At 65.2% G+C, this 22131-nt stretch carries 21 protein-coding genes; 3 read left to right on the top strand and 18 right to left on the bottom strand.

Annotated elements, in window-relative coordinates; genetic code table 11:
* The first annotated feature begins 139 nt into the window (after window positions 1-139).
* Entirely contained in the window at window positions 140-2686 is a 2547-nt protein-coding gene (locus AvAM_RS24770) for an ankyrin repeat domain-containing protein (RefSeq protein WP_137749569.1), read from the top strand.
* Window positions 2687-3065: 379 nt separating this feature from the next.
* Window positions 3066-4055 (top strand): peptide antibiotic transporter SbmA, encoded by a 990-nt coding sequence (gene sbmA, locus AvAM_RS24765; protein WP_137749568.1) that lies wholly within the window; start codon window positions 3066-3068, stop codon window positions 4053-4055.
* Window positions 4056-4086: 31 nt separating this feature from the next.
* On the opposite strand, the gene AvAM_RS24760 is transcribed toward sbmA, so the two are convergent.
* The 7 genes from AvAM_RS24760 to cyoA form a co-directional block, all read right to left on the bottom strand.
* Window positions 4087-4653 (bottom strand): response regulator transcription factor, encoded by a 567-nt coding sequence (locus tag AvAM_RS24760; RefSeq protein WP_137749567.1) that lies wholly within the window; start codon window positions 4651-4653, stop codon window positions 4087-4089.
* Window positions 4654-4818: 165 nt separating this feature from the next.
* Window positions 4819-6165 (bottom strand): ATP-binding protein, encoded by a 1347-nt coding sequence (locus AvAM_RS24755; protein WP_137749566.1) that lies wholly within the window; start codon window positions 6163-6165, stop codon window positions 4819-4821.
* Window positions 6162-6980, bottom strand: coding sequence for an SURF1 family protein (locus AvAM_RS24750; RefSeq protein ID WP_137749565.1), 819 nt, complete (start codon window positions 6978-6980; stop codon window positions 6162-6164). The genes AvAM_RS24755 and AvAM_RS24750 overlap by 4 nt, the downstream gene beginning before the upstream one ends.
* Complete coding sequence (gene cyoD, locus AvAM_RS24745; protein WP_137749564.1) at window positions 6980-7423, bottom strand: cytochrome o ubiquinol oxidase subunit IV; 444 nt, start codon at window positions 7421-7423, stop codon at window positions 6980-6982. Before cyoD ends, AvAM_RS24750 begins: the two co-directional genes overlap by 1 nt.
* Before the next feature lie 2 nt (window positions 7424-7425).
* The gene (gene cyoC / locus AvAM_RS24740) at window positions 7426-8070 is read right to left on the bottom strand and encodes a cytochrome o ubiquinol oxidase subunit III (protein ID WP_137749563.1); all 645 of its coding nucleotides are present in this window, start codon (window positions 8068-8070) and stop codon (window positions 7426-7428) included.
* Entirely contained in the window at window positions 8063-10072 is a 2010-nt protein-coding gene (gene cyoB / locus AvAM_RS24735; RefSeq protein ID WP_137749562.1) for a cytochrome o ubiquinol oxidase subunit I, read from the bottom strand. The genes cyoC and cyoB overlap by 8 nt, the downstream gene beginning before the upstream one ends.
* 24 nt (window positions 10073-10096) lie before the next feature.
* Complete coding sequence (gene cyoA, locus AvAM_RS24730) at window positions 10097-11161, bottom strand: ubiquinol oxidase subunit II (RefSeq protein ID WP_137749561.1); 1065 nt, start codon at window positions 11159-11161, stop codon at window positions 10097-10099.
* A 242-nt stretch (window positions 11162-11403) separates the two neighbouring features.
* Between cyoA and AvAM_RS24725 the strand changes: the two genes are divergently transcribed.
* Window positions 11404-12744 (top strand): MFS transporter, encoded by a 1341-nt coding sequence (locus AvAM_RS24725; protein WP_137749560.1) that lies wholly within the window; start codon window positions 11404-11406, stop codon window positions 12742-12744.
* A gap of 203 nt (window positions 12745-12947) precedes the next feature.
* Here the strand turns inward: AvAM_RS24725 and tolA are convergent, their stop codons facing one another.
* The 11 genes from tolA to AvAM_RS24670 all read right to left on the bottom strand — a co-directional run bounded on the left by tolA (window position 12948) and on the right by AvAM_RS24670 (window position 21093).
* Window positions 12948-13907, bottom strand: a complete 960-nt coding sequence (gene tolA / locus AvAM_RS24720) for a cell envelope integrity protein TolA (protein WP_137749559.1) — start codon at window positions 13905-13907, stop codon at window positions 12948-12950.
* 30 nt (window positions 13908-13937) lie between these two features.
* Entirely contained in the window at window positions 13938-14366 is a 429-nt protein-coding gene (locus tag AvAM_RS24715) for an ExbD/TolR family protein (protein ID WP_063462831.1), read from the bottom strand.
* Window positions 14367-14381: 15 nt separating this feature from the next.
* Entirely contained in the window at window positions 14382-15095 is a 714-nt protein-coding gene (tolQ, locus tag AvAM_RS24710) for a protein TolQ (RefSeq protein ID WP_137749558.1), read from the bottom strand.
* Window positions 15092-15511, bottom strand: coding sequence for a tol-pal system-associated acyl-CoA thioesterase (gene ybgC / locus AvAM_RS24705; protein WP_137749557.1), 420 nt, complete (start codon window positions 15509-15511; stop codon window positions 15092-15094). The genes tolQ and ybgC overlap by 4 nt, the downstream gene beginning before the upstream one ends.
* Before the next feature lie 4 nt (window positions 15512-15515).
* Window positions 15516-16700 carry a pyridoxal phosphate-dependent aminotransferase gene (locus tag AvAM_RS24700; protein ID WP_137749556.1) on the bottom strand — a complete coding sequence of 395 codons (1185 nt, stop codon included), beginning with the start codon at window positions 16698-16700 and terminating at the stop codon, window positions 15516-15518.
* 109 nt (window positions 16701-16809) lie between these two features.
* Window positions 16810-17349, bottom strand: a complete 540-nt coding sequence (gene nusB, locus AvAM_RS24695; protein ID WP_137749555.1) for a transcription antitermination factor NusB — start codon at window positions 17347-17349, stop codon at window positions 16810-16812.
* Window positions 17346-17810, bottom strand: a complete 465-nt coding sequence (gene ribH / locus AvAM_RS24690) for a 6,7-dimethyl-8-ribityllumazine synthase (RefSeq protein WP_137749554.1) — start codon at window positions 17808-17810, stop codon at window positions 17346-17348. Before ribH ends, nusB begins: the two co-directional genes overlap by 4 nt.
* Window positions 17811-17815: 5 nt before the next feature.
* Window positions 17816-18937, bottom strand: coding sequence for a bifunctional 3,4-dihydroxy-2-butanone-4-phosphate synthase/GTP cyclohydrolase II (gene ribBA / locus AvAM_RS24685; RefSeq protein ID WP_137749553.1), 1122 nt, complete (start codon window positions 18935-18937; stop codon window positions 17816-17818).
* 386 nt (window positions 18938-19323) lie between these two features.
* Window positions 19324-19617: a 2Fe-2S iron-sulfur cluster-binding protein gene (locus tag AvAM_RS24680; RefSeq protein WP_137749552.1), complete on the bottom strand. Its 294-nt coding sequence runs from the start codon at window positions 19615-19617 to the stop codon at window positions 19324-19326.
* A gap of 12 nt (window positions 19618-19629) precedes the next feature.
* On the bottom strand, window positions 19630-20265 hold the full coding sequence (locus AvAM_RS24675; protein ID WP_137749551.1) for a DUF938 domain-containing protein: 636 nt from the start codon (window positions 20263-20265) through the stop codon (window positions 19630-19632).
* Window positions 20266-20811: 546 nt separating this feature from the next.
* A complete protein-coding gene (locus tag AvAM_RS24670; protein WP_137749550.1) occupies window positions 20812-21093 on the bottom strand; it encodes a DUF427 domain-containing protein in 282 nt (93 codons plus the stop codon).
* Window positions 21094-22131 lie beyond the last annotated feature (1038 nt).

Here is a 22131-nt window from a genome sequence, read left to right as displayed (position 1 = left end):
CTTCGGGGCCGTTTTTTTGCTTTTGGAACCTCTTTTTTGCTTCTTGGCCCTGATCGCAAAAATGTGACAGTCACGGTTTTGTCATGAAACCGTTCCTATGCTCCGGCCACAACAACAATAAAAAGAAAGAGAGGCATGCATGGCATCCATAGTGGGTCGGGCAGGGGCGCTGCTTTTCACGGCCATATTTGCGGTCGGTTTTGGCCTTGGCGGTTACTGGGCGGGCTTGCGGCCTTTGGCCCAGACCCTGCAGGCGGCATGGCAGGTGCGAAGCTGGGTGGCTGTGCCAGCGCAGGTGCTCCAGGCGGACCTGCGGCAGCGGCGGGGCAGTGAAGGGGGCATCACCTACGCGCTGCAGGCACGTTACCGCTATGAATTCGGCGGTGCCCGGTACGAGGGCGTGCAGGTGGGGCTCGACGCGCCTGGCGGGGCCGACAACCTGGGCGACTGGCAGCAGCAGTGGCACCGCCGTTTGCAGGAGGCGCAATCGCGCAACCAGACCGTCACCGTCTGGGTGGACCCTGCCCAGCCTTCCCGCTCCTTGATTGACCCACACATTCGCTGGCCGCTGCTGATGGCCCGGCTACCGTTTGCATTTGTCTTCACCGGGGTGGGGCTGGTGGCAGCCTGGGTCTTTGTGTGGCTGCTGCTGGGGCGCGGTGGGGCGCCTGCGGCCCAGCAGCCGCCAGAGGGCGGCGCCGAGCAGGGGCCGAGCCTGGATGACGGTGCGCGCAGCTCCTTGCAGGGCACGGCTGCCGGAGCCTGGTTTTTTGCCTTGTTCTGGTGTGGCATTGCGTTCCCCATGGCGGGCGTGCTTTGGTCCGACCGGGGTGCATCGGGGTGGGCCAAGGCCTTCATGGGGGTGTTTGTGGTGGTGGGGCTGATGCTGCTCTGCTTTGCCGCAGGCCAGACGCGCAAGGTTTGGCGCTACCGGGGCACGGCGTTCACGGCCCTGCCGTCCCGGCCCCAGGCGGGGTGCTTGGCAGAGGTCACTTTGTGGCTGCCCCCCCGGGCGGCGGCGCAGCAGGATGCCCCGGCCCTGCGCCTGCACCTAGCGCAATACCGGGTGGATGAGTCCAGCTCTGGCTCGCCGGAGCGGCGGGTGGAGGTGGTGGAGGCCAGAACCACGGTGCAGCCCACTCCGCAAGGGGGCGTGCGCTTGGTCGCCAGCTTTGACTTGCCAGAGGATGCGCCCACCCATGGCGCACAGCGGTCTGGGGAGCGCGTGGACTGGCGGGTGGAACTGCTGCGGCCCGATGGCTCCCTGGAGCTGTCGTACGAACTGCATGTCCAGGCCGGGCCCCCCAATGGTGGTGCAGACGGCCCGGACCGGTTTGACGGGCGCGCTGCCTGGGCGCGTGAAGCACCGATTGCGCCGCTGCCGGGGCCCGAAGCCGAGCGCGGGCCGGTGCCGTGGCCGCATGGAGTGGTGGTGCAGGAATTGCCGCATGCCTGGGTGCTGCACTTTTCCCAACCAGGGTGGCGCTGGGCCGCAGGGGCGGCGCTGGTTCTGCTGGCTGTGGAGTGGGTGGTGAATGGCCGCTGGAGCGGGCAGGGCCTGGTGCTGCCTCGCTCCCTGGGCGGGATGGCGGTGATGGCCGTGCTGCTGGCCTTTGCATTGCACGCCGCCACCCGGCGCTGGACGCTGCGGGTGCAGGACGACGGCGTGGTGGTGCAGCGCAGGTCGTGGCTGTGGTCGTCGGTGCAGTCCGTGCCGGGCGAGGCCAGCCAGTCGCTGGTGCACAAGCTGCTGGCGGCAACGGGCAGCGGGGCCCACACGCGCCCCTACCACGCGGTGTACGGGCGCAATGTGCGCGGGGCGCTGGTGCGGCTGACGCCCGGTCTGGCAGGCGCCGATGTGGCCAGCGCCGTGGGGCAAGCCGTGGCGCAGGCCTGGCGGGATCGGCGTGGGCGTTTCGCAGCCGGAGGGCAGCGCTCTTCAGAGCCAGACCACTCACGCCCCGCCTGGGGCGGGTGGCTGGCTACGGGCGTGGTGCTGGCGGCCACATTTTGGGGTCTGCCGGAGAGGCTGCCACCCGGAGGGGCCCGAACCGCTGCAGCACCCGCGCGGGTCTGGTCGCCAGCGGATGCACAGCTGATGGATGCACAGAATGCGGGCGACGCCACCGCGCTGGAGCAGGCGCTGCGTGCAGGAGCCGATCCCAACCTGCTGGCCGACAACGGATCGTCCGTGCTCATGCTGGCGGCGCACCGGGGGCAGATGGCGCATGTGGAACTGCTGCTGCAAGCGGGCGCTGCGCCCGACCTGCGCCAGACCCAGAAGGACAGCGAGCGGGGCGACACCGCGCTGCTGCGGGCGATGTACGGCGGCCACCTGGCCGTGGCGCAGCGGCTGGTGCAGGCCGGGGCCAGCCTGCAGGCCCGCAACCGCTGGGACTGGGGGCCTGTGCACATGGCAGCGCAAAGCGGCTGTGTGCCCTGCCTGCAGTGGCTGGTCGAACAGGGGCAGGCCCTGGACGAGCCCGCGCCCGCGAGCCGGGGCGAAACCCCGGCCATGCTGGCGGCGGCCAAGGGCCAGATAGAGGTCCTGCAGTGGATGCAGGCGCGTGGCCTGGACCTGGCCCGGCAGGACCAGCACGGCAAGAGTGCGCAGGACTGGGCGCGGTGGCGCGGGCAGGCAGATGCCGAGCGCTGGCTGGCAGAGCACCTGGGGCCCCGGCAGTAGGGGCCCTGATGGGGCGCTCCCGGTGCATGGGCAGGTGGGCAGGTGTGTGCCGCCGCACCTGCCCCGGGTCGTGCTGAGTCGCACCCGGTCATACCGGCCACAGGGCGCCTGCGGGTTGCTGCGGGAAGGTCCGAGGGCGGCCACAGGCGTTTGCCGATAGTATTGCTATCATTTTTGAAGCAATATTTGAGACCCATCGCGCGGTAACGGCCATTTTTGCCCTATTTTTGATGGGGTATACCGTGCAGAATCTGCTCACCACGCGAGCGCCCCGTGTCGCGGGGCCAACTTGCGGAGCCAGCAGCCGCAGCGGAACGTTCAGGCCCGGCCGCTGTCAGAGCCGGGCGAGTCCCTTCATCACAACAACACCCCGTCCACGATGTTCAAGTCCTTCTTTTTTGCCCGCCGCTGGTGGGCCTGGTCTGTTCTGGGTTCTGCCGTGATCCTGCTGGCCACGGCCTACCGGGTGCAGCTCGATGTGCAGATCAACGAATGGTTTGGCAGCTTCTACGACCTGATCCAGGAGGCGCTGGGCAAGCCCGGCAGCATCACCGCCGATCAGTTCTGGGGCCAGCTTTCCACCTTTGCGCGCATCGCCATGATCTATGTGACGACGGCAGTGCTGGTGGATTTTTTCAGCAAGCATTACATCTTCAGATGGCGGCAGGCGATGAACGAGCACTACATGGCCGCCTGGCCGCGTTTGCGGCACATCGAAGGCGCCGCCCAGCGCGTGCAGGAAGACACCATGCGCTTTGCCCGCACCATGGAAGACCTGGGCCTGAGCTTCATGCGCAGCCTCATGACGCTGGCGGCCTTTTTGCCCGTACTCTGGACGCTGTCGGACAAGATCACCGAGCTGCCGCTGATCGGCGCCGTGCCCCACGCGCTGGTGTGGGTGGCGCTGGCCTGGTCGCTAGGCGGCACCTTGCTGCTGGCATGCGTGGGGGTGAAGCTGCCGGGGCTGGAGTTTCACAACCAGCGCGTGGAAGCGGCCTACCGCAAGGAACTGGTGCTGGGCGAGGACGATCCCGCCCGCGCCGCGCCCCCCACGGCGGCAGAGCTGTTTGCTGCCGTGCGGCGCAACTACTTTCGGCTGTTCTTCCACTACCTGTATTTCGACGTGGTGAAGTGGTCCTACCTGCAGGTGAGTGTGCTGGTGCCATTGATCGCACTCGGCCCCACGCTGATTGCTGGTGCCATCACGCTGGGCGTGATGCAGCAGATTGCGCGGGCGTTCGACAAGGTGCTGGAGTCGTTCCAGTTCCTGGTGCTCAACTGGAGCACGGTGGTGGAGCAGATTTCGATCTACAAGCGCCTGCGGGCGTTTGAGCGGCAGATGCTGGAGGTCGCGCCGGCCTCTGCCTGAGTCGGCAGCGGGCGTCGCTTGGAACAGGTGCTTAGCGCACCTGCTTCTTTTCGAGCTTGCGCATGAGCGTGCGCCTGTGCATGCCCAGGCGCCGGGCGGCTTCCGAGAGGTTGAATCCGGTCTCGGCCAGCACCTCGTTGATGCGTTCCCACTCCAGCGTCTTGATGGAGCTGGAGCGGTTGGTCAGCTCCACCTCGGTGTTGCCTTCCTTGAGCCCGAAGGCCACCTCGATGTCGTCGGTGTTGGAGGGTTTGGCCAGGTAGTGGCAGGCACCCAGCTTCACGGCCTCTACCGCCGTGGCGATGCTGGCAAACCCCGTGAGCACCACAATGAGCATGTCGGCATCGGCCGCATGCAGGCGCTGCACGCAGGCCAGGCCTGAGGCATCGCCCTTGAGTTTCAGGTCCACCACGGCATAGCCCGGCGTGTGGTCGGCCAGCAGGGCTTCCACCTCGGGCAGGCTGGCGGCCTGCAGCACGCGGTAGCCGCGCCGCTCGAACGAGCGCGTGAGCGTGCGCGCAAAGGCCTCGTCGTCTTCCACGATCAGCAGCAGGCGCTGCCCGTCGTCGTCATCGTGTGCGTTGTCTTCGGTGTGCATGGCTCAGAGGCTGAGAGTTTTTTGGCCGAGCCCGAAAGGCGCGCGAAAATGCTTCGGATCTAGGCGTAAAGCACAGCCATAGCTCGGGCTATGGCGAGCATTTGCAACGACGAGCTGGAGTGTTTTGGCGTGCATGGCGGGTTGGGACAAAAGATTCTCAGCCTCTCAGGTCTTGGTGCCGGGCAGGGCGATGGCGGCCAGGGGCAGCTCGATGGTCACTTGTGCCCCGCCCTCGGGCAGGTTGCGTGCCGCCACGCTGCCACCCAGGGTGCGGGCCACATTGAGCACCAGGTACAGGCCCAGCCCGTGGCCGGGGCGGTTCTTGGTGGACTGGTACGGGGTTCCCAGTTTGGACAGCATGTCGGGGGCAAAACCGGGGCCCCGGTCCGTCACGGTGATGTTCAGCACGTCGGCATTGCGCGTGACGGCCAGGCGCACCCAGTCGGGCGAGGCGTCACGGGCATTGTCCAGCACGTTGAAAACCATCTGCTGCAGTGTGGTGTCCGACACCATGGGCGTGTCGGTGCCGAACTGGTTGTCGTATTCGAACGTGGGCATCGACCGCGTGCCGCGCCATTCGTGGGCCAGGGCATCGACAAAGGTACACACGGTGGTCTGCACTGACTCCTCGCCACGTGCCTCGCCCGCCGACAGCAGGATGCCGCTCACGATGCTTTTGCAGCGCTGCACCTGGGCCTGCATCTCGCGGATGTCTTCTTGCAGCGGGGTGTTGTCTGCCAGGCGCTTGTCGTGCTGCCAGTCGCCCAGGATCACGGCCAGGGTGGACAGCGGCGTGCCCAGCTCGTGCGCCGCGCCCGAGGCCAGCAGACCCATGCGCACGATGTGTTCTTCTTCCACCCTGCGGCGGCGGGCTGCGGCCAGGCGCGCGTCGCGCTCGCGCAGGTTCAGGTTGATGCGGGTGATGAACACCACCACCAGCGTGGCGTTGAGCACAAAACACACCAGCAGGCCCAGCACATACAGGCTGGAGAGCCCCTGGTGCAGGTCCTGCGGCAGCTCCAGCGGCAGGTGGTGCGTGGCCAGCACGCCAAAGCACAGCAGCGTGATGACGACGATGGACCAGATGTAGGCACCACGCAGCAGCACGGCGCCGATCGTGATCTGCAGCAGGTACAGGAAGACAAACGGGTTGGTTGTGCCGCCGCTCAAATACAGCTGCACGGTGAGCACGGCCACGTCAATCAGCAGGGCCAGGAACAGCTCGATGGTGCGCACCATGACCCCCGTGCGCAGCCGCAGCAGGCTCACCACGTTGAACACGGCCAGGCAGCCCACCACCAGCAGCATCTCGCGCAGCGGCAAGCTCAGGTTCAGGCTGTAGTGCGCCATCTCGATGGTGAACACCTGGCCCACCACGGCGATCCAGCGCAGCTCGATCAGCTGCTGCAGGTTCTTGATGCCCGCCGCCGCATCGGCCGCACGCGGGCTGCGCTGTTGCTGTTGTTGCTGCTGAGGCGTGGCGGTGGGTTCTGCGCGCGGGGTGGAGGTCATGGGTGGGGGCTGGCGGCCGGTTGGGCGCTGCGCGCATCGCGCAGGTGGCGCTCGTAGCGTGCCACATACCAGCCTGCACCCGCAACCATGAGGGCCAGGCCATACCAGGTCAGTGCGTAGACCAGGTGGCTGTTGGAGAAGCGGACCACTGTCATGCCCGCGCGTGGCCAGCGGGTATCGGTGGCCGAGGTAGCTGAGCTACCCGGGGCTGGTGGCAACCCCGCATCGATGAAGAAAGGGGCGGTCTGGGGCAGCTGCAGCGCGCGGCCCATGGCAGCGATGTCGCGCGAGTACCAGCGCTGCTCCGCTGGCGCATTGGTGCGCAGGAATCCGCCGTCCGGCTCGCTCATGCGCAGCAGGCCTTGCACCGTTGCGGTGGTGGGGGCCGGGGCGGGCAGGGGCGTAGCCAGCCACTGGGCGCGCTGCTCCTGCGGCACAAAACCCCGATTCACCAGCACCTGGGAGCCATCGGCCAGCTGCAGGGGCGTCATCACCCAGAAACCCGAGCCCAGCTCGGTCAGCGCCTGGGCGAGCACGGTTTTATCGGCCAGCCACTGGCCTTGCACGGTGACGGGCAGGTATTCGTGGCTGGCAGCGCTGACCTGGGGCCACTCCGGGCGCAGGGGCAGGGCCACGGGGGCCGCATGCACGCGCTGCTCCACGCGCTCGATCAGCGCGAGCTTCCAGGCACGGCGCTGCACCTGCCAGGTGCCCAGCGCGATAAAGCCCAAAAACAAGGCGATGCCCACTACCGCGAGCACCGCCTGACGGAGCCGCCGGGCCTGGGAGCCCGGGGCTGTGGGGTGGGGCGGCATCAAGGCGTCGAGTGGCCCGGCGCCTCGTGCGTCGGTGGTGTGGGGGTGGGGTGCTCGGGCATCATGTTCGCGTTCATGTGGAACATCACCCACAGCGTGCCGGCAATGGCGATGGCCACGAACACCACGGTGAAGATGGTGGACAGCATGGTCCAACCGCCTTCCACCTTGCCGTTCATGTGCAGGAAATACACCATGTGCACCAGGATCTGCACCACGGCAAAAGCCCCCAGCACCAGCACGGCGGTGTTGCGGTCGGCGATCACCTTGGCCATGACCAGCCAGAACGGGATGGCCGTGAGGATGACCGACAGCACGAAGCCGATGGTGTAGTCGCGCAGGCTGCTGTGCGGGCCCACATCGCCATGGTGGTCGCCGTGGTGGTCATCGTGGCCGCCATGGCCGTGGGCATCGTGTGCGTGTGTTGTGTGTTGTGCGCTCATAGTTACAGCACCCCCATCAGGTACACAAAGGTGAAGACGCCGATCCAGACCACGTCCAGAAAGTGCCAGAACATCGACAGGCACATCAGGCGGCGCTTGTTCTCGTGGATCAAGCCGTGTTTGCCGATCTGCACCACCAGCACCACCAGCCAGATCAGGCCGAAGGTCACGTGCAGGCCGTGCGTGCCCACCAGCGTGAAGAAGGCCGACAGGAAGGCGCTGCGCTGGGGCGTGGCGCCCTGGTGGATCAGGTGGGCAAATTCATAGAGTTCGAGGCCCAGGAAGCACAGGCCGAAGAAGCCCGTCACAGCCAGCCACACCAGCGTGCCCTTCACGTCGTTCTGCTGCTTGCGCAGCATGGCAAAGCCGAAGGTGATGGACGACAGCAGCAGGAAGGCCGTGTTGATGGCCACCAGCGTCAGGTCGAACAGCTGCGCGCCCGTGGGGCCCGCCGCATAGCTGCGGCCCAGCACGCCATAGGTGGCAAACAGGGCGGCAAAGATGAGGCAGTCGCTCATCAGGTAGAGCCAGAAGCCCAGGGCCGTGCCGTTCTCGGGGTGCGGCTCGTGCGCGGGATGGTATTGGCGCAGCGGCAGGGCTGCGCTCGCGGCGCCTGCCGCGCCAGGGGTGTAACGGATATCAGACATGGCTGGCACGCAGTTGTTGGGTGCGGAGGTTTTCCGTCTCTGTCACTTCAGAGGCGGGAATGTAGAAGTCGCGCTTGTAGTTGAAGGTGTGGATGATGGCCGCCAGGATCACGCCAGCGAACGACACACCGGCCAGCAGCCACATGTGCCAGATCAGCGCAAAGCCCAGCACCAGCGACAGCGCCGAGATCACCGCACCCGAGCCGGTGTTGGCGGGCATGTGGATGGGCGCATAGCCACTCAAAGGACGCTGGTAGCCATGTTTCTTCATGTCCCACCAGGCATCGATCTCATGCACCACGGGGGTGAAGGCGAAGTTGTAGTTGGGCGGGGGCGACGAGGTGGCCCATTCCAGCGTGCGTGCATCCCACGGGTCGCCCGTGTGGTCGCGCAGCTGGTCGCGCTTGAGGTAGCTCACCACGATCTGGATCAGGAAGCAGCCAATGCCTGCCGCAATCATCGCGGCGCCGATGGCGGCGATCACGAACCAGATCTGCAGCGACGGGTCTTCAAAGTGGTTGGCACGGCGCGTGACGCCCATCAGGCCCAGCACATACAGCGGGCCAAACGCCACCCAGAAGCCCACCACCCACAGCCAGAAGGAGCGCAGGCCCCAGGTGCGGTCGAGCTTGTAGCCAAAGGCCTTGGGATACCAGTAGTTGATGCCGGCAAACAGGCCGAACAGCACGCCGCCAATGATCACGTTGTGGAAGTGGGCGATCAGGAACAGGCTGTTGTGCAGCACGAAGTCGGCCGGGGGCACGGCCAGCAGCACGCCGGTCATGCCGCCGATGGCGAAGGTCACCATGAAGGCCACGGTCCACATCATGGGCAGCTCGAAGCGGATGCGGCCCTTGTACATGGTGAACAGCCAGTTGAAGATCTTCGCGCCCGTGGGGATCGAGATGATCATCGTCGTGATGCCGAAGAAGGTGTTCACGCTGGCGCCGGAGCCCATGGTGAAGAAGTGGTGCAGCCACACCAGGTACGACAGGATGGTGATCACCACCGTGGCGTAGACCATGGAGGTGTAGCCGAACAGGCGCTTGCGGCAGAACGTGGCCACCACTTCGGAGAAGATGCCGAAGCAAGGCAGGATCAGGATGTAGACCTCGGGGTGGCCCCAGATCCAGATCAGGTTCACGTAGAGCATGGGGTTGCCGCCCAGGTCGTTCGTGAAGAAGTTGGTGCCTGCGTAGCGGTCCAGCGACATCAGCACCAGGGCTGCCGTGAGCACGGGGAAGGACGCCACGATCAGCGCGTTGGTGCACAGGGCCGTCCAGGTGAATACGGGCATGCGCATCAGGTTCATGCCGGGCGCACGCATCTTGATGATGGTGACGATCAGGTTGATGCCCGAGAGTGTGGTGCCCACCCCGGCAATCTGCAGTGCCCAGATGTAGTAGTCCAGCCCCACCCCCGGGTTCTGCGCCCCCAGGTTGGACAATGCCAGCCAGCCCGCGGTGGAGAACTCGCCCAGGAACAGCGACACCATCACCAGCACGGCACCCGCCGTGGTCATCCAGAAGCTGAAGTTGTTCAGGAAGGGGAAGGACACGTCGCGCGCACCAATCTGCAGCGGCACGAGGTAGTTCATCAGGCCCGTGACCAGCGGCATCGCCACGAAGAAGATCATGATCACGCCGTGGGCGGTGAAGATCTGGTCATAGTGGTGCGGCGGCAGGTAGCCCATGTTGTCGCCAAAGGCCATGGCCTGTTGCAGGCGCATCATCACGGCGTCGGCAAAGCCGCGCAGCAGCATCACCAGGCCCAGGATCATGTACATGATGCCGATGCGCTTGTGGTCGATGCTGCAGATCCAGTCGCGCCACAGCGGGCCCCAGAGCCGGAATTTGGTGATGGCGGCCATCACGGCCAGGCCACCCAGCAGGGTGGCGATGAAGGTCCACAGCACGATGGGCTCGTGCGCCATCGGTATGGAGTCCCAGGTGATTCGGCCCAGGGCCCAATGCGGTTCGGTTACAACGGGTGAGGTGGACATGTTCGTCAGTCTCTTATGCGCGGATCATTGGCGGGAGAGGGTGCGGTCGTAGACCGTGGCGTGGCGCGCTTCGAGGGCGGCCACCACCTGGGCGGCGTTGTCCACGGTGCACACGTCCTGGGGCAGGTTCAGGCCCTGGGCCTTCATGAAGGCCTCGCCACCGCGCTCGTCGATGGACATCATGTGGTGCATGCACATCTTGCCGTCTTCGACGCAGCGGTTGAGCACCTTGTCGTACAGGCCGTCTTCCACGCTGGCAAAGCGCTGCACGGGGTCGCGCTCGCTGGGCTTGACCAGATCCATGTAGACCTGGCGCGTGAGGGGCTTGCCTTCGGACTTGTTCTTGGCAACCCACTGGTCGAAGTCACCCTGGCTCAGGCCATGGAACTTGAAAGTCATGCCCGAGAAGCCCGAGCCGCTGTAGTGCGAGGACATGCCCTTGTACACGCCGGGTTGGTTGATCACGGCGTTCAGCTCGGTCTGCATGCCGGGCATGGCGTAGATCATGCCGGCCAGGTCGGGCACGTAGAACGCGTTCATCGTGGACGTGGCGGTGAGCTTGAACAAAATGGGGCGGTCCACTGGCGCGGCCAGCTCGTTCACCGTGGCAATGCCCAGTTCGGGGTAGAAGAACAGCCACTTCCAGTCCATGGCCACCACCTGCACTTCCAGGGGGGTGGATTGCGCATCCAGCGGCTTGGTGGCCGAGATGCGGTCCAGCGGGCGGTAGGGGTCGAGCTTGTGGGTGCCGATCCAGGTCAGCGCGCCCAGGGCAATGATGATCAAGAGGGGTACCGTCCAGATCACCAGCTCCAGCGAGGTCGAGTGGTGCCAGTCAGGGTCGTAGTCGTCTTCGGTGTTGGCGGCGTTGTTCTGGCGGTACTTCCAGGCAAACCACAGGGTCAGGGCGATCACCGGCACGATGATGATCAGCATCAGCAGCGTGGCCTGGATGACCATGTGGCCTTGCTGCGCAGCGATGTCGCCAGCGGGGTTGAGGACGACCGCCTTGCTGCAGCCTGCCAGGCTGCCGAGGGCAGCCATGGCGGCCAGCCAGGCGGGCACGCGGGGGAGTGATAGTTTGGGCATGTGGAAGCGCAATCGGGGCGTTCAATTACGGGTAAACGCGGATAACGTAGTGCCGCCGAATGTAATAGCCCTAGCGAATTTGTACATTGGACATTTTGTCCAAGGTCAACGAGGCTCGCCCCGTTTTGGTGCATGGAGGTGCGTTGTCCTGCAGTCAGATCAGTAAAACCGCACTTGTGGGCGGTTCGACTTGCGTGTAGAACGGTGTTGTCTTATTCACACAACGACAAGGAGTCTTGTTCATGAGCAGCCCCGCCTCTGCCACCTACCCTGCGGCCGGTTTTCAAGAAAGCCCCGCCTCTCTCTCGCGGGCTGATACGCATGAAGACGTCACCCCCAGCGAAATCGCTGTGGGCGTGATCATCGGACGCTCGTCCGAGTATTTCGACTTCTTCGTTTTCGGGATCGCCTGCGTTCTCGTCTTCCCATCCTTCCTGTTTCCCTTCCTGTCGCGTCTGGACGGCACGCTGATGGGCTTTGCGCTGCTGGCGGTCGCTTTTGTCGTGCGTCCGGTGGGCACGGCCATCTCCATGGCCATTCAGCGGCGCTGGGGTCGGGGCACCAAGCTGACCGTTGCGCTCTTCCTGCTGGGCGTGTGCACGGTGGGCATGGCGTTTTTGCCCGGTTACAAGGATGTGGGTCTGACGGCCGTGGTGGCGCTGCTGATCCTGCGCGTTGGCCAGGGGCTGGCGCTGGGCGGATCGTGGGACGGCCTGCCATCGCTGCTGGCCATGTCGGCCCCCAAGGAGCGCCGGGGCTGGTACGCCATGATCGGCCAGCTGGGCGCCCCGCTGGGGTTTGTGCTGGCGGCGGGCCTGTTTGCCTACCTGTACAGCAGCCTCTCCGTGCAGGAGTTCCTGGCCTGGGGATGGCGTTATCCCTTCTTTGTGGCCTTTGCCGTGAACGTGGTGGCCCTGTTTGCGCGCCTGCGCCTGGTGGTGGGGCAGTCGTACTCTGAGCTGCTCAAGGACCGGGAACTCCAACCCGTGCCCGTGAGCCGCGTGATGCGCGACGAAGGCAGCAACGTGCTGCTGGGCGCGTTTGCGGCACTGGCCAGCTTTGCGCTGTTCCACCTGGTCACCGTGTTCCCGCTGTCGTGGATCACGCTGTATTCCGAGCAGCCCGTCACCCAGATCCTGGGCGTGCAGATCGTGGGCGCCTTCCTGGCCGCTGGTGCCATCATGGTGTCCGGCTGGCTGTCAGACCACCTGGGCCGCCGCAAGCTGCTGGGCGGCATGGCGGTGCTGATTGGTGTGTTCAGCTTCATGGCACCCGTGCTGCTCAACTCCGGCGAGGTGGGCAGCACCATGTTCCTGCTGCTGGGCTTTGTGCTGCTGGGCCTGTCGTATGGCCAGGCATCGGGCACTGTGACGGCCAACTTCTCGCCCCAGTACCGCTACACCGGCGCCGCCCTGTCGGCCGACCTGGCCTGGATCATCGGCGCGGCGTTTGCCCCCCTGGTGGCCCTGTACCTCTCGGCCCAGTTTGGCCTGCTGGCGGTGACGGTGTACCTGCTGTCGGGCGTGGCCTGCACGCTGGGCGCGCTGAACCTGAACCGCCGCATGGAGCGGCGGGATCGGTAACTGCCTGATAGCGGGTGCCCAGGTGATTTGCTACTGTATTGATAGCTGCTTGGGCATGACCAGCAGGCGGTAGAGGCCAAAAAAGGCATAGAAAAAACGCCCGGTAGACGCCGGGCGTTTTTGTTTTCTGGGCAAGTCAGAGCGCTGTACCGGGCTTCGCCAGAACCGCCGTCTGAACGGCCGGGATAGAGTGCGATCCCGTGTCAGTCCTGGGGCCTGAAGCCAATGGTCAGCGAAGACGGCACCCGCCCGTCCACATCGCGCGGCAGAGTCTCTGTCTTGTCCAGCGCACGCAGCACGGCGTCGTCCCAGGCCTTGTTGCCGCTGGGCTGCACCAGGCGCTTGCCCACAATGGTGCCGTCGGGCGACAGGCGCACTTCGACCTCCGCACGCGGGTTGCCCGAGATTGCATCGGGGTACACGATGTTGGGCTTGACCTTGGCTGCCACCTTGCCGCCGTAGCTGCCTGACGGGCCGGCGCTGCGCTGTGCGGTGCCGGTGGCGTTCTCGCCCCCCGTGGCCCCCGCCATGCCCTGGATGCGGCGCATGTTGGCCTCGCGCTGTTCGGCCAGTTGCTTGGCCTCGGCGTCTGCCTTGCGCTTGGCGGCCTCATCGGCCTTGCGTTTGTCTTCAGCCAGCTTCTTCTGCTTGTCCTGCTCGGCCTTCTTCTGCTCGGCCAGTTGCTTTTCGCGCTGTTCCTTGTCTTTTTCCTTTTGCAGGCGCTCTTTTTTCTCCTGCTCCAGGCGGTCGCGGCGTTCTTCTTCCTTGCGTTCGCGTTCTCGCTTCTCGCGCAGATCCTGTTGCTCGCGGGCTTTCTTCTCCTGCTCCAGGCGCTTTTTCTCGCGCTCGATGGCGATGTCCGCCTCGCGGGTGTCAGGCGGCTCTGCGGCCCGCACGGGGGGCGGAGGGGGCGGGGTGACCTGCTGCACCGGCGGCGGTGGTGGAGGCGGTGGCGGCTCCACGGCGCGCGGCGCTGCCTGGGTGGGCACGGCAGCCCACAGCTCGGCCTCTACGGCGGGCTGGTCGGCCGTGCTCTTCCAGTTCACGCCCCAGGTGAGTGCGCCAATCAGCACCGCATGCACCAGCACCGCCAGCGTGATGGCGCGCAGGCGAGCCGGGGGGCGGGGCGGGGCAAACTGGTCGCGGTCGGTGTGGGCTTGCATGGGCGTGAGAGCGGCGCGGGGGAATTCGGTTCAACCGCCTTGTTTGACGGAGAGGCCCACACGCTGCACGCCCGCCTTTTGCAAGGCATCCATGGCTTTCACCACGGTTTCGTATTGCACGCCCTTGTCAGCGCTGATGACCACCGCGCTCGCGCTGTCGGCGCCCTGGGCCTTTTGCCAGCGGCTGGCGGCATCGCCGATCTCGCGCTGGTTCAGGCTGCGGGTGGCTTCAGGCGTCTTGAACTGCAGCGTGCCGTCTTTGTTGACGATGACCTGGGCCACCACCTTGGGCATGTTCTTGCCCTTGCCGACGCTGGGCACATCGACCACGCCGGGCGTGAGCATGGGCGCCGTCACCATGAAGATGATGAGCAGCACCAGCATGACGTCGATGAACGGGACCATGTTGATCTCGTTGATGGTGCGGCGGCCTCGGCCGCGGGATGCCATGGCGGGCATGGGGCGCCTCCCAGATCAGTGGCCCGAGGCCGTGTGGCCTGTGGACGCGGGCTGCGCCCCCAGGTTGCGCTGCAGGATGTTGGAGAACTCCTCGATGAAGGTCTCCTGGTGCGTGGCCACGCGGTCGATGTCACGCGCAAAGCGGTTGTAGGCGATCACGGCAGGGATGGCGGCAAACAGGCCAATCGCCGTGGCCACCAGGGCTTCGGCAATGCCAGGTGCCACAGTGGCCAGCGTGACCTGTTCCATGCCGGCAAAGCCGGTGAAGGCATGCATGATGCCCCACACCGTGCCGAAGAGGCCCACATATGGGGATACCGAGCCGACCGAGGCCAGGAAGGACAGGCTGGACTCCACCACATCCATCTCGCGCTGGAAGCTCGCGCGCATCGCACGGCGGGCGCCATCGAGCAGCGTGCCGGGGTCCGCGATTCGGCGCTCACGCAGCTTCTGGTACTCGCGCATGCCGCTGGCAAAAATGCGTTCCATGGGGCCTGCCTGCTTGGCGTTCTGGGCGGCAGCGGCATACAGATCGTTCAGGCTGGTGCCCGACCAGAATTCGCGCTCGAAGTCCTCGTTCAGGGTCTTCACGCGCTTGAGTGCAAACAGCTTGCGGAAGATGGCCGCCCAGCTCGCCACCGACACGCCCAGCAGCAGCAGCATCACGAGTTGCACCACCCAGCTGGCGTGCAGCACCAGGGAGATGATGGACATGTTTTGGGAGTTCATGGTGTGAGTTGTTCCAGAAGGGGGCTCGGGATTCTTGCGGGGCGCATCGTGGCGGCATCGACCCATCCGATGCGGATGGTGCCTTCGGTCAGCAAGGTGGGGGGCTGGTCGGTCATTTGCTCTGGTTTCAGGAGCGCCTGCTGCACTATTGTCAACGATGCCCGGCCTGCGTCCTGCAGGGCGGCAGTAACAATCAGTTCATCGTCCAGCCGCGCGGGGCGGTGGTAGCGCAGCTGCGCGTCGGTTACGACAAACATGCCGCCGGTATGTTCCCGAAGAAGCTGTTGACCCACGCCCAGCGAGCGCAGCCACTCGGTGCGCGCGCGCTCGAAGAACTTGAGGTAGTTGGCATAGAACACGATGCCACCGGCATCGGTGTCTTCCCAGTAGATGCGGACGGGGAACTCGAACGCCATGGGTTCAGCCGAGCAGCGTGCGCAACCGCGCCACAGACTCTTCCAGCTGCGCCATCGAATTGGCGGTGGAGAAGCGGATGAAGCGCTCGGGCTCGGCCGTGCCAAAGTCGCGACCCGGTGTCACGGCAATGTGCGCGCGGCGCATCAGCTCAAACGCAAAGTCCCAGCTGCCAGTCACACCCAGGCGCTGCGCAGCCTGCGTGCAGTCGGCCCACGCGTAGAAGGCGCCATCGGGCATCACGGGCACATTCAGGCCCAAAGATTGCAGCGCGGGGATGAAGAAGTCGCGCCGCGCCTTGAATTCGGCGCGGCGGCGTTCGTATTCGGCAATGCTCTCGGCTTCAAAGCAGGCCAGCGCCGCATGCTGTGACACGGTGCTGGCGCAGATGAACAGGTTCTGCGCAAGGCGTTCTACCACGGGCACCATGGCCTCAGGCACCACCATCCAGCCCAGGCGCCAGCCTGTCATGTTGAAGTATTTGCTGAAGCTGTTGATGCTGACGATTTTGTCGTCGATGGCGAGTGCAGTGTGGCCAAACTCTTCCTCGTACGACAGGCCCAGGTAGATCTCGTCGATCATCGTGATGCCGTCGTGCGATCGCACCACGTCATGGATGCGGCGCAGCTCATCGGGCGCAATCGAGGTGCCTGTGGGGTTGGACGGCGAGGCCAGCAGCACGCCGCGCGTTTTTTCATTCCACGCCGCACGCACCTTGTCGGCGCTCAGCTGGTAGCGCTCGGCCGCCGTGGTGGGCAGCAGCACGGCCTTGCCTTCTGCGGCGCTCACGAAGTGGCGGTTGCAGGGGTAGCTCGGGTCGGGCATCAAAATTTCGTCGCCCGACTCGATGAGCGCCAGGCAGGCCAGCTGCAGCGCAGCCGATGCACCCGCTGTGACCACGATGCGGCGCGCAGGCACATCGACGCCAAAGCGGCTCTGGTACCAGCCGCTAATGCGCTCGCGCAGGGCATCCAGCCCCAGCGCGTTGGTGTACTGCGTGGCGCCGTTGTGCACAGCGCGGGCTGCGGCTTCCTGCACCAGGGGTGGGGCGGTGAAGTCGGGCTCGCCGATGTTCAAGAAGATCATCGGCTCACGCGTGCCCGCCACCTCGCGGGCCAGGGCCTGCGCGGCCTTGGCGACCTCCATCACATAAAACGGTTCAATGCGCTCGGCGCGCGTGGAAAACTTCATGGAATGGCATCCTGCCCAGACCGAGCCTTGTGGGCCTTTCGGGCGTGGGGGCTAAGAGGGAAAAAACGAAGCCGCCCCGGTTCAAAAGGCAGGACGGCGGCGGGCTGGGTCAGGCGGCGCCTGTGCCTGGGGCCTTGTCGGCCGCCACTTCCACTGCGCGCAGCTTCGGGGCCAGGCCGTTGAGCACGGCGTTCACGTATTTGTGGCCGTCCGTGCCGCCGAACTCCTTGGCGAGTTCGATGCACTCGTTCAGCACCACGCGCCAGGGCACATCCAGGCAGTTCTGGAACTCGTACACGCCGATCCACATGGTGGCGTGCTCGATGGGCGAGATCTCGGCCATCTTGCGGTCCAGCAGCGGGGTAATGAGTGCGTCCATCTCGGCCGCGTTGGCGATGCAGCCGTGCAGCAGCGCGTCGTAGTGCACCGAGTCCGCCTTGTGAAAGCCCGCCAGGTCGCGCGTGAAAGCGTCGATGGCATGGGCGTCGTTGCCGCCCACCAGGTGCTGGTACAGCGCCTGCAGCGCAAACTCGCGCGCGCGGCTGCGGTTGGACTTGGAGGCTGCCTTGCGTGTGCCGGTGCTCTTGAGGCCCGTGCGGCTCTGCTTGGGCGGGCGTGCCGACGATGGCGTGGGGGTGTTTTCGCTCATGACAGTTCGTCCAGCAGGTTGGCCATTTCCACCGCCACGCGGGCCGCATCGGTACCCTTTTCGGTCTGGCGGGCGATGGCCTGTTCCATGTTCTCGGTGGTGATGATGGCGTTGGCAATCGGGATCTGGTAGTCCAGCGACAGGCGCGTGACGCCCGCGCCGGATTCGTTGGCCACCAGCTCGAAGTGGTAGGTCTCGCCTCGGATGATGCAGCCCAGCGCAATCAGCGCGTCGTATTCATCGCTTTCGGCCATGGCCTGCAGGGCCACGGGCACTTCGAGCGCTCCGGGCACCAGCACATGCTTGATGTGCTTTTCTTGCACGCCCAGGGCCAGCAGCTCTGCGCGGCAGGCGGCAGCCAGGGTGTTGGTGATGCTTTCGTTGAAACGGGCCTGCACGATGCCGATGTGCAGCTTCTTGCCGTCCAGTTTGTCTGCGGTGCCTTTTTCTGCGCCAAACATATTTTTTATTCCTTGGGGATGAAGCCGGTGATTTCGAGGCCGTAGCCCGCCATGCTGGGCATGCGGCGCGGCTGGCCCATCAGGGCCATCTTGTGCACGCCGCATTCGCGCAGGATCTGCGCGCCCACGCCGTAGGTGCGCAGGTCCATGCGGCCGCGCTCGGGGGCCTGGGCCGCACGGGCCGTGCCTTCAAACTGGGCCAGCAGCTGGGCAGCGCTTTCGCCGCAGTTGAGCAGCACCGCCACGCCCTTGCCTTGCTTGGCGAGGTATTGCAGGCTGGTGTCCAGGCCCCACGAGTGCATGGAGCGGTTGACTTCGAGCGCGTCGAACACCGACAGTGGCTCGTGCACGCGCACGGGCACCACGTCGTCAGCGCTCCACTGGCCCTTGACCAGCGCCAGGTGCACGGCCTGGCTGGGCTTGTCGCGGAAGGCGTGGGCGGTGAACTCGCCGTAGGCCGTCTGCAGCGTGCGCGTGCCCACCTTTTCGACCAGCGATTCGTTGCGGCTGCGGTATTCGATCAGGTCGGCAATGGTGCCGATCTTGAGGCCGTGCTCGGCCGCAAACAGCTGCAGATCGGGCAGGCGGGCCATGGTGCCGTCGTCCTTCATGATCTCGCAGATCACCGATGCGGGGCTGCAGCCCGCCATGGCGGCCAGGTCGCAACCGGCTTCGGTGTGGCCGGCGCGCATCAGCACGCCGCCGTCCACCGCTTGCAGCGGGAAGATGTGACCGGGCTGCACCAGGTCGCTGGGCTGGCTGTTGCGGTCCACGGCCACCTGCACGGTGCGGGCGCGGTCGGCGGCCGAAATGCCGGTGGTCACGCCCTCTGCCGCTTCGATGGAGACGGTGAAGGCCGTGCTGTACACGGTGCCGTTGCGCGCGGCCATGGGAGGCAGCTTGAGAAACTCGCAGCGCTCGCGGCTCAAGGTCAGGCAGATCAGGCCCCTGCCAAAGCGGGCCATGAAGTTGATGGCCTCGGGCGTGACATGGTCGGCAGCCAGGACGAGGTCGCCTTCGTTTTCGCGGTCTTCTTCATCCACCAGGATGACGATGCGCCCGGCGCGCATCTCGGCCACGATGTCCTCGACGGGCGAGATCGGCACGGGGGTGAGGGGGGTGTTCATGGAAGGTTGGGGCTTTCTGTGGGAGCCTCTGGCGGCTTGCCAGCTGGCGGTGTGCTGCAGCACAGGTTCCCGTGGCCGAAGGCAACTGCTGTGCCCCCAAGAAACCGCCCCAAAGAACATGCGATGCGGCGCTGCCGCACGTCAAAGGAGCTGGGGAGCCTCTATATGAATCATCGCACCGCGTGCATCTGCGGTCTCGGGCTGTCTGCTGCGTTGCAAATGCTCGCAATAGCCCCGCTATTGCTGTGCTTTGCGCCTTGCAACCCATCCCGATCCGCAGCGCACACGCCGCGTCATTCATGCAGAGGCTCCCGTGCCCCCAAAGGCGTGGATTTTAGTGCACCGGGGCCCGTTCCGTCTCTGAACGGGGTTGCGCTTGAGGCAGATCAGATGGCGCTGCCCTGCAGCACCACGTCTGATGTGGGGTAGGCCACGCAGGGCAACACGCAGCCTTCTTCCTTTTCTTCGGCCGTGAGGCCCGGCCATTCGATGGCGTAGCGCACCGTGCCTTCCATCAGCTGGCCAAGGCAGGTGCGGCAGGTGCCGTTGCGGCAGGAGCTGGGCCAGTCGATGCCGCCTTGCTCCATGGACAGCAGCAAGGGCTGTTCGGGCCAAGCGTCGCACTGGGTGCCTTCGGGCTCGACCTTGGCGATGAAGAAAGGGGCGGCGGGTGTGTTCATGGGCGTGTGAATTCAGAGGTTGCGGGCGGCGTGGGTCCACACCAGCAGCAGGTTGTTGGCGGGCATTGCATGGCGTGCTGCCAGTTGCAGGCTGGCCTGGGCGGCATTCGCCGCCACGTCTTCGATGCGGCGAATGCCCCAGGCGGCGTCTTGTGCGCGCAGGCTGGCGTCAAAAGCCAGGTTGCCGGGGGCCGTGGGCACGCCGTCTTCCAGGTAGGGGCCATAGGTGACCAGGTGGCCGCCCGGCGCCAGGTGGCGGGCCGCGCCCTGCATGAGCCCGGTGCAGCAGGCCCAGGGGGCGATGTGCAGCATGTTGGCGCAGTAGATCAGGTCGAACGGAGTGCCAAAGGCCGGGTCGTCGGCAGGCCAGGGGTTGTGCAACACATCGAGCCGCAGCGGCGCGCGCACGTTGTGTGCCTGCGCCTGTGCGGCCCAGCCAGTGATGGATCCAAAGTGGGTGGCCTGCTGGTCGGTGGGCTGCCAGCTCCAGCCGGGCAGGGCTGCGGCAAAGTGCGCGGCGTGTTGTCCGGTGCCGCTGGCAATCTCCAGCGCCGCCCCTGTGGGCGCCAGCAAGGCCAGCAGCTGCGCCAAGATGGGGCCCTGGTTGCGTTCTGCGGCAGGACTGTGCTGGAGGAGGGCGTTGGACATGGGCTTTTTTGGCCGTTTGCGCGCATCTGTCAAGCGCTAGCAGCTATGAAATAAGGAGCGTCAAGGGGTGCGCCGGTGTGCAATGTACCGCAGATGGGATGCCCCGCTGGATTGCCTGTTTTTTAGGCGCTGCAAGCTTATTCCTTGCAAATCAAGCACTTAAGCCTGTCATACAAGGCTTGTCCACAGTTATCCACAAGATTGTCCAGTGGCGGGCGGGATAACCGGGGCTGGCCGGGCCCTGGTGGTGGGTGGTTTGCCAGGGTTTGCAAGCTGCTTGCTGGTTGCCTGTTATTTAATCAATGCAAGGATATTCCTTGTTAATCAATCACTTAGGTTCTTCATACAAGGCTTGTCCATGGTTATCCACAAGATTGTCCAGTGAGGATCGGGATAACCGCGGCTGCGTTTTGAAGTGTTGCCTAAAAAAGATGCAATGCAGGGCTTGCCCTTACAAATCAAGCACTTGGAGTTGTCATACAGGACTTGCCAAAACTTATCCACATGATTGTCCAGCGCCCGCAGGGATAACCCACAGGCCGTGGTTCAGGCCGTGACCTTGACGCCTTTCCAGAACGCCACGCGGCCCCGGATTTCTTCGGCCTCGGGCTTGGGGTCGGCGTAGAACCAGGCGGCATCGGCGTGCATTTCGCCGTTGATCAGCAGCGACAGGTAGCTGGCCTGGCCCTTCCAGGCGCACATGGTCTTGTGGTTGCTGAAGGTGAAGTATTCGCGCTTGAGGGCGCTTTCGGGGAAGTAGTGGTTGCCTTCGACCACTACGGTGTCGTCGCTTTCGGCGATGACAACGCCGTTCCAAGTTGCTTTCATGGGTGTCCTTTTTCTGGGTGTTTGTTGGCGGGGGGTACCTTACCCGATTGGTTTGTGGAGTGGGGGGTTGGCTGGCCGCGTGCTTGTGTTGAGTGCGGAGGCCGGGTCTCGGCCCGGCGGCCGAGGTACTTGTTCTTTGCTTCGCCAAAGAAAAGTACCCAAAAGAAAGGCGACCCCCAGCCTGCGACCCCTGCGCTTCGCTACGGGGCAAACCTGCGTCGGGTCGCTTGCGGGGTGCGCCGTGGAACTCGCTCTGCGCTGCGCGCGCCGCTCGGACAGCCACGGCGAGTCAGTTCACGAAGCACGCGCGCTCCGACGCGCGTGCCACCCCACAACCGCCCCGCCGCAGGCGCAGCCAGCAGGGGGTTGGGCAGCCGAACATCCAAACAGCCGAACAGCCCTACGGGCCATCGCCTCGCGCTGCGCAGGCGGGGCCGAGCGCAGCGAAGCAATGGCCCGTGTGGATGTCCGCACCCCGGGTTCCCTTCAGGATGCGCCGAGGAGCGCAGCGGCCAGCGGATCAGGGCTCGCGATTGTCTGAGCGCAGTGAAACGAAGCGAGTTCGAGCGAGACCCCGCTGGACGCGAGCACCGCAGGTTGCCCGCAGCGAAGCGAAGGGACGCAGCCTGTAGGGTCGCCTTTTCTTTGGTGACTTTCTTTTGGCTAAGCTGTTCAGACCGGACACATGGGTAACAGGTGTGCGGGGACATAGGGAACACCTCGTCAATTGGAAGCCGTCAAAGCGTTCATGTCCAGGCGCATGAATCGCTGGTGACAGAAGTACAGGTCAAAGCACCCGTCGTGCAGGTCATCCGGGCGCAAGGCCACTGGCAGCCTGTGCAGGGCGCTGGATAGCCGCAACTTGTGCCCCTGAAACTTCACAAAGCCATTCCAGCCCACTGTGATCACATGGTCACGCTCGGAGTACTCGATGGGCGCCAGGCTCGTTGGCATGGGCCTGAGGCTCATGCGGTAGCGCTGCGCCGGTGTCTGCATCGCGAGGGCTTCGTGAGGCCGCTGGTTGTTATAGATCTCGCG

The organism is Acidovorax sp. NB1, assembly GCF_005405905.1.
Classification (GTDB): Bacteria; Pseudomonadota; Gammaproteobacteria; order Burkholderiales; family Burkholderiaceae_C; genus Acidovorax.
This window is presented reverse-complemented; position numbering and strand designations above follow the sequence as displayed.